At 67.8% G+C, this 11,149-nt stretch carries 10 protein-coding genes; 4 read left to right on the forward strand and 6 right to left on the reverse strand.

The genetic code is table 11. The annotated features are described in order from the left end of the window. Positions 1-680 (forward strand): hypothetical protein (locus tag U9977_RS15995; RefSeq protein WP_322750064.1); only part of this gene is annotated, 680 nt, incomplete at its 5' end. Positions 681-741: 61 nt separating this feature from the next. On the opposite strand, the gene U9977_RS16000 is transcribed toward U9977_RS15995, so the two are convergent. Together U9977_RS16000 and U9977_RS16005 are read right to left on the reverse strand one after the other, a co-directional pair. After that, positions 742-1,422 (reverse strand): response regulator transcription factor, encoded by a 681-nt coding sequence (locus U9977_RS16000; protein ID WP_322750065.1) that lies wholly within the window; start codon positions 1,420-1,422, stop codon positions 742-744. A gap of 3 nt (positions 1,423-1,425) precedes the next feature. Further along, positions 1,426-2,625, reverse strand: a complete 1,200-nt coding sequence (locus tag U9977_RS16005; RefSeq protein WP_322750066.1) for a sensor histidine kinase — start codon at positions 2,623-2,625, stop codon at positions 1,426-1,428. Between the two features lie 509 nt (positions 2,626-3,134). On the opposite strand from U9977_RS16005, the gene phoU reads away from it, so the two are divergent. Next, positions 3,135-3,776 (forward strand): phosphate signaling complex protein PhoU, encoded by a 642-nt coding sequence (phoU, locus tag U9977_RS16010; RefSeq protein WP_322750067.1) that lies wholly within the window; start codon positions 3,135-3,137, stop codon positions 3,774-3,776. A gap of 112 nt (positions 3,777-3,888) precedes the next feature. On the opposite strand, the gene U9977_RS16015 is transcribed toward phoU, so the two are convergent. Further along, positions 3,889-4,623 (reverse strand): phosphoglyceromutase, encoded by a 735-nt coding sequence (locus U9977_RS16015; protein ID WP_322750068.1) that lies wholly within the window; start codon positions 4,621-4,623, stop codon positions 3,889-3,891. Between the two features lie 477 nt (positions 4,624-5,100). Between U9977_RS16015 and U9977_RS16020 the strand changes: the two genes are divergently transcribed. Both U9977_RS16020 and U9977_RS16025 read left to right on the forward strand, forming a co-directional pair. Continuing rightward, positions 5,101-5,550, forward strand: coding sequence for a Fur family transcriptional regulator (locus tag U9977_RS16020; RefSeq protein ID WP_322750069.1), 450 nt, complete (start codon positions 5,101-5,103; stop codon positions 5,548-5,550). A 7-nt stretch (positions 5,551-5,557) separates the two neighbouring features. Beyond that, complete coding sequence (locus tag U9977_RS16025; protein ID WP_416210649.1) at positions 5,558-6,856, forward strand: YgfZ/GcvT domain-containing protein; 1,299 nt, start codon at positions 5,558-5,560, stop codon at positions 6,854-6,856. 69 nt (positions 6,857-6,925) lie between these two features. Here the strand turns inward: U9977_RS16025 and U9977_RS16030 are convergent, their stop codons facing one another. The 3 genes from U9977_RS16030 to U9977_RS16040 form a co-directional block, all read right to left on the reverse strand. Further along, complete coding sequence (locus tag U9977_RS16030; RefSeq protein ID WP_322750071.1) at positions 6,926-8,278, reverse strand: transcriptional regulator; 1,353 nt, start codon at positions 8,276-8,278, stop codon at positions 6,926-6,928. A gap of 402 nt (positions 8,279-8,680) precedes the next feature. Then, on the reverse strand, positions 8,681-9,799 hold the full coding sequence (locus U9977_RS16035) for an ABC transporter ATP-binding protein (RefSeq protein WP_322750075.1): 1,119 nt from the start codon (positions 9,797-9,799) through the stop codon (positions 8,681-8,683). Between the two features lie 229 nt (positions 9,800-10,028). Further along, positions 10,029-11,149, reverse strand: a 1,121-nt coding sequence (locus tag U9977_RS16040) for an extracellular solute-binding protein (RefSeq protein ID WP_322750072.1), incomplete at its 5' end; no start/stop codon positions are given.

Raw genomic sequence — 11,149 nt, forward strand, 5'->3', positions numbered from 1 at the left:
ACACCGAGGTCGTCAGCGCGGCCACGCATCTGAATGATGCACTCGGTCAGTGTCCGCTCGCCCGCGGCGGACAAGGCGCCATCCTCGTCGAGGAGCTCTACCAGCCGCAGCGGAACCTTCACGCTCGCGGCCGGCAATGGTTGGCCGCCGACGTGCGCGTCGACGACCAGCAGATGAACCGTGTTCGACCCGATGTCGATCACGCCGAGGCGCATCCGACCGACCGCGACACGCTGCACGGCTGCCTGTCCGTTGGCCTGCCGATCCGTGGCCTGCCGGGCCGTGGCCCGCTGGCCCGTGGCCCGCTGGCCCGTGGCCCGCTGGCCCGTGGCCCGCTGGCCCGTGGCCTGCCGACCCACCGCGCCCGGATCAGCCTCCGGCTGACTACCGACAGCCGGCTTCACCGACCCGGCACGCAGTCACACGACGTAGCGGCCGACCGGCCGCTCTGTGCTGACCGCAGCAGCTTCACCACGTTCGCATCCACTCCTGTCGATTGTCGGTGGCGGGACGCATGGACGTTCCCGGCGGACATGCCCACTCACCGGCTCGCGGACCTGCCCGGCCGGGACGGAACCCCGGTGACGGCGACCGCGCCCGTCAGCCACGGCCGGCGTTCGGGCCTGTCCGCAGTTCCGGCAGCGCACCGGCAGCGCACCGGGACACGCTTCGTGCGCTGACCACCGTACGTGGCATAGAAGATCTTGGACTCGCCCCGCCTCCACCACGATACGACAATGATCAGGGTTCGAACTTGTAACCCAGCCCTCGGACAGTCACCAGGTGGCGCGGATTGCCCGGCTCGTCCTCGATCTTCGTCCGTAGCCGCTTGACATGGACGTCGAGGGTCTTGGTGTCCCCGACGTAGTCCGACCCCCACACGCGGTCGATCAGCTGGCCGCGGGTGAGAACCCGACCCGCATTACGCAGGAACATCTCCAGCAACTCGAACTCCTTCAGCGGCAGCGGGACAGCGGCCCCGTCGACCGTGACCACGTGCCGTTCGACATCCATCCGGACCGGGCCGGCCTCCAGCGTCGCGGTGATGCGTTCCTCGGCCTCGCCGCGGCGGCGGAGTACCGCGCGGATCCGGGCGACCAGCTCACGGGCGGAGAACGGTTTGGTGACGTAGTCGTCAGCACCCAGTTCCAGGCCGACGACCTTGTCAATCTCACTGTCACGAGCCGTCAGCATGATCACCGGAACGGCCGACTGCTGGCGCAGCGCCCGGCAGACCTCCGTTCCGGACAGCCCGGGCAACATCAGGTCCAGCAGAACGAGATCAGCGCCGTGCCGCTCGAACTCGGCCAGCGCGGCCGGCCCGTCGGTGGCGACCGCGACCTCGAACCCCTCCCGTTCAAGCATGAACGACAACGCGTCCGAGAACGACTCCTCGTCCTCCACGACCAGAAGGCGGGTCACCCTTCACACTCCTTCGTCATCACTGTCGTTTTCACGCTCGGCATCCGCATCGGTATCGGTATCGGTATCGGTGTCCGCATCGGTATCCATATCGCCATCTACCTCGATTTCGCCACCGACATCGGCGCCGGCCCGCAACAGGGGCAATCTGATCGTGAAGGTCGACCCGGCACCTTCGGAACTCCACACACTGACGCTTCCCCCGTGGTTCGTCGCGACGTGCTTGACGATCGCGAGCCCGAGCCCCGTGCCCCCCGTCTGGCGGGAACGCGCCGGGTCGGCACGGTAGAAGCGTTCGAACACGCGCTCCAAGTCCCGTTCGGCGATCCCGATACCTTCGTCGGCGACAGACAGCTCCACCGTGTCGCCCGCCCGTCGAACCCCGATGACCACTCGGGTGCCAGTCGGCGAGTAGCTCACGGCGTTGTCGAGCAGATTCGCCAACGCCGTTGCGAGCTGCCCCTCATCCCCGCTGACGGCGAAGTCGCTGTCACCGATCACCGCAATGGTGATCTCGCGGGCCGAAGCGGTCAGCCGGGTACGGTCCAGCGCCTCGGCCAGCACCGCCGAGACCAGGACCGGGCGCAGGTCGGGCATCGGGTCCGCACCCTGTAGCCGGGACAGGTCGATGATCTCCTGAACGAGACGCGCGAGCCTGGAGGACTCACGCGTCATCCGGGAGGCGAAACGCCGGACGGCAACCGGGTCGTCGCTGGCGACGGCAACCGCCTCGGCTAGCACATGGAGTGCGCCGACCGGGGTCTTGAGCTCATGACTGACATTGGCCACGAAGTCCCGGCGGACCGCCTCCACCCGGCGGGCCTCGGTGACGTCGTCGAGGATCACGGCCACGTGGCCGTCCGAACCGAGGCGCAGGGTGCGAGCCCGCACGGCGAACGCCTCCTGATCAGGACGCGGACGGGTCAGCGGCGGCTCCGGACGCGGTGGCAGACCGAGCTGGCGGTCACGGTCGACGCCGTCCGCGCGGGTCTGTCCGACCAGATCAGTCAGCTCATCGAGAGCCAGGCGGCCGGCGTCAATCACACCCATGGTCCGAGCAGCCGGGTTGGCCAGCACCACGGCACCGTCCGCGTCCAGCACGACCAACCCGGATGGCAGGCCGTCGACCAGGCGCCGGATGAGCCGGGACGGCAGGGCCGGCTGTGGGGCTGCCGCTCCAGGGGTCACCGAAGCAGGGGTCACCGAAGCAGGGCTCGCCGAACCAGGGGTCACCGAACCAGAGGCCTTCGCTCCGGACCGGGTACCAGGCCGCTCCGGAGCGGAACGCCACCCCGGGTTGGACGAATCCGGGCGAAGCACGAACCCGGGCCCTCGCTCACCCACACCGTCACCCACGGGCCGAATCGTAGGTGGCCAACCGTAGCCTGCGCGTGTATCAACCGAACCAGAACCGATCGTCACCAGGAGTTCATTCGGCTCACGTGATCTGTTCACCAGGGGGCGAGCAGCACCGACGATCGTTTGATCACGGCAGGGTGGCGCAGCGGTCGGGACCGCACGTTGTTCGGGAAGCCACCGCCGCCTCGCGGTACCTCGCGACATGTTTCGAGGCTTTGGGCGGCGGGATCCTTCCGGACCGCCGATATCGACCCGTAGCGCTGGGGGCGGCGGGTACGTGGTAACCACCACGAGACCCGTCCCTGCCGTGATCAAATGGGCCGACAACCGCCACGAACACGAAGGAGCCGTCCGTGCGGGACGCCTTCCACGACGATCTTGAGAGCATCAACTCGTCACTTGTGGAGATGACCAATCTGGTCGCCTCCGCGATGGCGCGAGCGACAACCGCGCTTCTCGATGCCGATCTACAGCTGGCCGAAGGCGTGATCACAGCCGACGAGACCGTGGATCTTCTCCGTAACGAGATCGAGGAGAGATCCTTCGAGATAATGGCGCGCCAGCAGCCAGTGGCCACCGACCTACGACTCATAGTCACGACACTACGCATCGTCGCAGACCTCGAGCGCATGGGCGATCTTGCACTACACGTGGCCAAGGTGGCCCGACGGCGTTACCCGGGACGCGCCATCCCGCCGGAGCTGAACTCGACCATCCTGGAGATGGGTCAGGTGGCGCAGCGGATCGTGGCCAAGGCAGGGTCGGTCATCGCGGGCCACGATGCCGCCCTCGCCAAGGAGCTGGAGAGCGACGACGACTCCATGGACGCCCTGCACCGCAAGCTCTTCCACGTACTGCTGGAAACCGAGTGGACCTACGGTATGGAGGCTGCGATCGACATCACCCTGTGCGGTCGCTTCTACGAGCGTTACGCCGACCATGCGGTCTCGGTCGCCCATCGGGTGATCTACCTCGTAACCGGCGACAAGGTCTAGATCACCGGACCGGAATCACCGGCCGGCAGCGGATGAGGCGCCGGGCCCGGGGCGCGCCATCCGGATGTGCCGCCCGGCCTCGGCGGCACATCCGCAGGCACCAGTCGTTACTTCACTTCTTTCCCTGCGCCGCCACGGCAGCGGCGGCCGTCGCCGCTGCCGTCGGGTCGAGGTACGCCGAACTCACGACCCGTAGATCGTCGTCCAACTCGTACCGCAACGGAATACCGGTGGGAATGTTCATACCGGCGATGTCGGCGTCGCTGATCCCGTCCAGATGCTTCACCAGCGCGCGCAGCGAGTTGCCGTGGGCGGCGACGAGCACGACCTGCCCGGCCCGCAGGTCGGGCACGATCGCGTCGTACCAGTACGGCAGCATTCGCGTCACGACGTCGCGCAGACACTCGGTTGTCGGAATCACGTCCGACGGCAGGCCGGCGTACCGCTCGTCCACCCCGCTGGCCTGGTCAGGCCCGATCGGCGGCGGCGGCGTGTCATAGGAACGGCGCCAGAGCATGAACTGCTCCTCGCCGTACTTCCCAAGCGTCTCGGCCTTGTCCAGGCCCTGCAGCCCCCCGTAGTGGCGCTCGTTGAGGCGCCACGAACGGCGGACCGGGATCCAGGTGCGTCCGGCGGCATCCAAGGCGATCCAGGCGGTGCGGATCGCGCGCACCAGCAGCGAGGTGTGGACCACGTCGGGCAGCAGGCCGCAGTCACGCAGGAGCTCACCGCCGCGGGTCGCCTCTGTGACACCCTTGTCGGAAAGATCTACATCCACCCAGCCGGTGAACAGGTTCTCGCGGTTCCACGTGCTCTCGCCGTGGCGGAGCAGGACGAGCGTCGGCATGCCTTCGATCCTGCCGCAACCCGGGCGTCGCATGTGGTCGGATCGACGCGACGCGCACCCGCGGACCCCTAACCCGGCCGGGACGACCCGGCGCCTGCGCCCTTTTGTCGCGCAATGCCGGGTCCACCCGCTCTGGACACGCCGGGTCCAGCACAAACAGGAGCCCCCGAGCGGTTCCATCAACCCATGTTCGGGATGACGAGCCGTCGGGACCAGCGACGACGCTCGGGGGCCTGGTGCCTGTCTGGTTCTCGCCGGTGCCGGTGCCCGCAGGTCACCCGGCCGGGTGAGGACCACGAGACCGGCTAGCGGACAGTCACCTCACGAGTCCGTTTATCACACAAAACTGGACCACCTCCCTTCTCGTGTGCAGACAACGCTACGTTCGCCCCGGCGTGCTCCGCAACCGCTTTTCCACCGCGGTGGTGCCCCGCCCGCGGCATAACCGTGCCACCCCAGGCCAGCTACACTCGGTCCATGGCGGTGGACGTCGAGGGTGGGCCGCGGGGCAGCTGGCAGACGCAGCTGCGATCTCGCGGCTACCGTCTCACGCCGCAACGCCAGCTCGTCCTGGAGGCGGTCGCCCGGCTCGGTCACGCCACCCCGGAGGACATCGTCACGGAGGTCCGCCGCACAGCGGGCGGGGTCAACATCTCGACGGTGTACCGGACGCTGGAGCTTCTCGAGAAGCTCAAACTCGTTTCGCATGCCCACCTCGGGCACGGCGCGCCTACCTATCACGCCGCCGGTGCCGAAGATCACGTTCACCTCGTCTGCGGGGCCTGCGGGGCCGTCCAGGAAGTCTCCCCGACCGTGCTGTCCGACCTGGTCGTGGCCCTGCGGGATCGCTTCGGTTTCGCGGTGGACGTCAACCACGTGGCGCTCACGGGCCGATGTGTGGACTGTGCAGACCCGAAAGCTGGTTGAACCGTCCATGACCGCCGACGCCACCACCGCGCCCGTAACCGACACCGCGCACCTGACCGACGCTGAAACGCGAACGTCCAACGATCCGGGTGATGACATCCACTACCGCTCTCCGTTGCTGGACGTCGCCGGTGCCGTGCCCGCCACCGGACCCGACCTCGGGGTGGCCGACCACTACGGGGACCCACTGCGCGAACAGCGCGAGGCCGAACGCGGCGCGGCGGTCGTCGACCGCTCGCACCGCGGGGTCATCCGCATCACCGGTCCGGACCGCCTGTCCTGGCTGCACAGCATCACATCGCAACACCTCGATGCACTGCCGGCTATGCGCGGCAGTGAGGCGTTGGTGCTGTCCCCACACGGCCATGTCGAACATCATCTGATGATCGCGGACGACGGCACGACCACCTGGCTGGATGTTGAACCGGGCACCACCGGCGCGCTACTGGCCTACCTCGCGTCGATGAGGTTCCTGCTCCGGGTGGAGCCCACGGACGCCACCGGTGCTCGGTCCGTCCTCTCGGTGCTCGGTCCGGCCGCGGTGGATGCCGTGACCAGCGCCCTCGGCCCGTTCGACCACCCGCTCCCACAGCCGGGCGGCGGGGCCGGTGGCGGGACGGAGGCCTCCGGTGATGACGGCGACCAACTGGCGCTGGGGCTGTACCCACTGGCGGCGACCCTGTCGGCCGTGACCCAGTCGGCCGCGACCCAGTCGGCCGCGACCGGCCATCAGGATCCGGATGTGGCCGGGATGCTCGTCCGTGCGATGCCCCACGGTGTCGACCTGTTGATCCCGCGACGGGAGCTGACCGCGACGGTCGAACGGTTGCAGTCAACCGGAGTGACGCTGGCCGGCGTGTCCACGTTCGAAGCGCTGCGGGTCGCCGACCGTCGGCCTCGCCTGGGCACCGACACGGACCACCGGACGATCCCGCACGAAGTCGGCTGGCTGTCCACGGCCGTCCATCTCAACAAGGGGTGCTACCGGGGCCAGGAAACCGTCGCCCGGGTACACAACCTGGGGCGCCCGCCGCGGCGCATGGTGCTGCTGCACCTCGACGGCAGCACGGTCACCCGAGGCATACCGGTAACTGTCGATGGTCGGGTGGTGGGGTTCGTCGGCACCTCAGCCATGCACGCAGAGCTCGGTCCGGTTGCGCTGGCCCTCGTCAAGCGCAACGTCGCAGACGACGCCGCACTTGTGCTCAACGATCCGGAGACAGGCGAAATCGCTGCGTCCATCGACCCGGCCAGCGGGCCGCAGCAGCCGGTCCGTCCGGCAGGTCGGCCTACAGGTACAGGTTAAGAGCGACCAGCCTGACTACCCGCCCTGTTGCTAGTCACTCTCAGTGACTAGCAACCTACCCGGTCGGGTTCAGGCCGGACGGACGGCGAGAAGCTGATCTACCTCACGTACCTGCGGATCGGAGGCATATCGACGCAGACGCCGACGCACATCCTCGGCCCGCCGCCCGTTGCGCTGCGACCGGGTGGCTTCCAGTAGCGGCGCGACCTCGCGGACCAACGTGCAGCCGTAGTCGAGGTTACCCAGATCGATCTGAACAGCTGCATAGCGTAGCAGATAGGTGGCGTGATCGCGGGCGTGGACGGCGGGATGCAGGGCCAGTGCCTGGGACAGCCACCGGTCGGCCTGAGGCAGCCGGCCGAGGTCGATGTAGCAGATTCCGATCTGTGCGGCGTACGACCCCTCGTCGAACATCCCCGCCCAGGCCGGGTCCTGCGGGGTCGCCCGTTCGAAAGCGGCCTCACAGCGCACGAGCGCCCGGGAGCATTCGCCCGGCTCCCCCAATGCCGCATAGGCGCGCGCAAGCCTCATCTGGAACATCGCGCCCGCCCGTCCGCTGATGCCGCCGCTACTGGCGACCGCTGCATTCGCCAGCTCCACTGCCTCCCGCGGGCGGTCGAAGTCAACGCACTGCAGCGACATGTTTTTCATGATGTTCGCGCCGACCAGGCGGTCCCCGGCTGCATGGGCGGCGTGCAGGGCCGCAATCCAGTACCGCTGGGCGCTGGTGTGGTAGCCGGCGTCGAACGACGCCCAGCCCGCCACCCGGGCAAGTTCGGCCGCCAGCAGCTGGAGCCGTTCCCCGATCTTCTCCGGGTACGAACCCCGCGCCAGCAGATCGGTGACCACGCCGAGTTCGGCGTCCACCAGCCGCCGGACACTTTCACCACCAAGCCGATCGTCCATCAGACGTAACCCGGGGATGTTGTGTTCGATGCGGTTGACGATCTGCGCGTCCACCGGCCCGCCGCCCAGCGCCGCAGCGAGCCGGGAAGGCTCGAGGTTCAACCACTCGCCGGCCAGGGCAGCCACGCCGGCTCCGGTGATGGTCAGAAATCCACGACGGTCAGTCAGGGCGTCTTCGACAACATCAATCATGGACGTCAGGCTGCCCGCGCCGCTCCAGGGGTAGTCGGTACGTACAACATCACCGGTCGGCAGCCAGGCGGGCCATGGATGGGCCTCGACCTTCTCCGACGGGACGCCGAGTTCGGCGGCGAGAGCGAGCTGTGACACCCGATCGGGCACCACGCCGCGGTGTTCCCAACGCCAGACCTTCTGGCGCTCCGCCGCCATGTTGGCCACCCCCAGGTCGCGCGCTCGACGCGCCACCACCCGGGCCAGCCTCTGGTAGGACCAGCCACGCTGCGCTCGGACGAACGCGAGCGGGTGGGTGCAAGCACCGGCACCGTCGGTCAACATCATCCGTCTCCTTCGAGTCGCAATTGGTGAGCAGTGAACAACAGTAGGTGGCACGGCCTCTTTCGTACAGTGACTACTTCGGCGCGATGCGTGCACACGGGTCACTTGGAGGCAACAGGACGCGCACAACCACGCCGAATGCACGGTGTTCGCAACATTGACCGCATCTACACCCCATCAAGCCTCCGATACCACCGCCATCCGCCCAACAGCTTGCTATCAAGCAAGCGATCAAAAAGATCGTACCGTCACTCTTGGACGGTGGCGGAGCGTGGACTACAACGAGATCACACGCATTGTGCCTCACTGATCGCTCAATGCAGGCGGTCGCCGAACTGCACACAAGCACCCAAAACCGGATATACTGGCACAATCACAGTATGAACGCGCCGACTACCGCGGTCAGGACGACAGGAGGCACCCATCCTGGTCGAAGAAAATCAACGACTCGAACGACGCGCCAAGCGTCACCTGTTTGCCACCGGGAGTCAGGTGATCGGCGCCGAGCCGGACGGCGAGCATGCCGGCCTCGGTCCGGACGTACACCGAACGATCCGCGCCGAGGCGTTCGACCACGACCACCTCGCCGCCAATCCGGAAGGCGTCTTCCCGACCCGTGGCGCTACCGGCGCGATCCCCAGCCTCGCCCGGCCCGGCCAGGTGCAGATGCTCCGGCCTGACACCCACCGCTACCGCACCGGCCGGCGCGGGAACGACAAAACCCCTGCCGCGCAGCGTTGCGTCCACCCAGGTGCCATCGCAGACATTCATCGGCGGGCCACCGACGAAGGTGGCAACGAACCGCGTGGCCGGCCGGTCATAGATCTCGTCCGGAGTGCCGATCTGCTCGAGGCGTCCACGATTGAGTACGGCGACCCGATCACCAACCGCCATGGCTTCGGCCTGGTCATGGGTGACGAACAGCGCGGTCGACCCCAGGCCACGCAGCAGGGCCACGATCTCCACCCGAAGCTCAACCCGCAGTTGCGCATCAAGCCCCGACATGGGTTCGTCGAGCAGGACGACCTTCGCCCGGGTGGCCAACGCCCGCCCGATGGCAACCCGCTGCCGCTGGCCGCCTGACAACCGTGCCGGCCGACGGCCCGCCAGATCGCCGATGGTAAGCATCTCCAACGTTTCGCGGGCCCGCGCCCGGGCCGCCGACTTCGACATCCCGCGCCCGTACCTCAGCGCCAGCACGAGGTTGTCAAGCGCGGTCAGGTGCGGGTAGAGCGCAAAATGCTGAAACACCATCGAGGCGTCGCGCTGGTGCGGTGCGACACCACGCTGGCTGATGCCGCCAAACCGCAGGTCACCGGCGGTCGGCGCCTCAAGACCGGCGCAGATCCGCAGCAGCGTCGACTTCCCGGATCCAGATGGCCCGAGTAGGGCCACGATCTCCCCCGGCTCCACTGACAGGCTCACTGCGTCGAGCGCACGGACGGCGCCGAAGGTCCGGCTGACCCCGTCCACCTCGATGCGGACCCCGGACCCGGCGGCGGCGGCCCCAGCCGCCGTCACGCCGGGATCACCCGCGAGCCTCCCCCTGCCCGTAGCAGGCTCAACCAACGAGCCACTCACGGTCGTCTTCCCGGCGACAACCGCTGATCCGGCAGCTGATCCGGCAGGTGAGCGACCTGGTGAGCGACCTGGTGAGCGACCTGGTGAGCGACCTGGTGAGCCGGCCGGTGGGCGAGCTGGCGAGCAGGCGATCGCGGGAGACAGCGCCGCCAACGGTGGATGCGGACGGTCATTGGGTGAGATTCTCCGCCTGGCTCTGCAACTCGGTCAGGGTCGCTGCCGGATCCGCACCCATCATGATCTTCTGGACCTCATCCGACGCAAGCGCGGGTACTTCACCACCACGCGTCCCGGTCCAGTAGGGCGCCCGAACGAGTGAGTCCACCATTGCGTTGAAGGGTACGAGCTGCGGAAACTGCTGATAGAGCGGTACCAGCCGGTTGGCGGCTTCAATGTCGACAGGTAGGTAGCTCAGCGCCTCCACACCGGCTGCGACCACGTCCGGAGCGAGCAGCGACACCATCAGTTCGGTGGCCATCTCATTCTGGCAACGATCGGTTGCGAGCACCACGAGACCGTTGCCACCGGCCACCGGGTGCTGTGTGCCGCCCGGCAGGACCGGGATCGGCGCCACTCCGAGCGGAAAAGGGCCCTTGCCCTGCTGGTCAAGTTCCCGTAGCCCCGGCACAACCGAGTTGATGCTCGCCCCGGCCATGGCGGTCTGCTTACCGAAACCGAACCGGACCAGGGCATCGGTCGGTGTCTTCGACTGCGGCCCGTAGCTGCCGACCTTGGCCAGGAAGCCGGCGGCGGCACGAGCGGCGTCGGTGGTGAAGTTCGGCCGGCCTTCCGCGTTCTGGATGTTCGCGCCCTTCGAGCCGGCAATCGTGTTGAGGAACCACTGGCCGAACTGATCCCCGGTGGGCAGGTCGATCGGCTGGACGCCCGGCAGCGCAGCCTTGATCTTGTCGGCTGCGGCGATCACACCGCCGGTGTCGGCCAGGGATTTCGGATCCACGCCGGCCTTGGCGAGCATTTCGGTGTTGTAGAGCAGAACGGGGACGGACACCTGCTGGGGAACGGCGTACAGCTGGGTGCCGACCTTGCCCAGAGTCGTGAACCGCTGGTCGTAGGAGGCGCGCAACAAACGCGGCGCCAGCTCCTGCGCGTCGAGCTGCTCGACGTAGGTGGGCAGCAGGTCAAACCCGGCCACCGCAAGGTCGGTCTTGCGCCCGGCCGAGGCGTCGGCGCTGATCTGCTGGACAATCTGGGTGTAGGTGGTCGCAGTCGACGTGATCTCAACGGTCAGGCCCGGATGGGCTTTCTCCATATATGCCTTGCCGGACCTGG

The organism is Protofrankia sp. Cas8, from assembly GCF_963555845.1.
GTDB lineage: Bacteria > Actinomycetota > Actinomycetes > Frankiales > Frankiaceae > Protofrankia.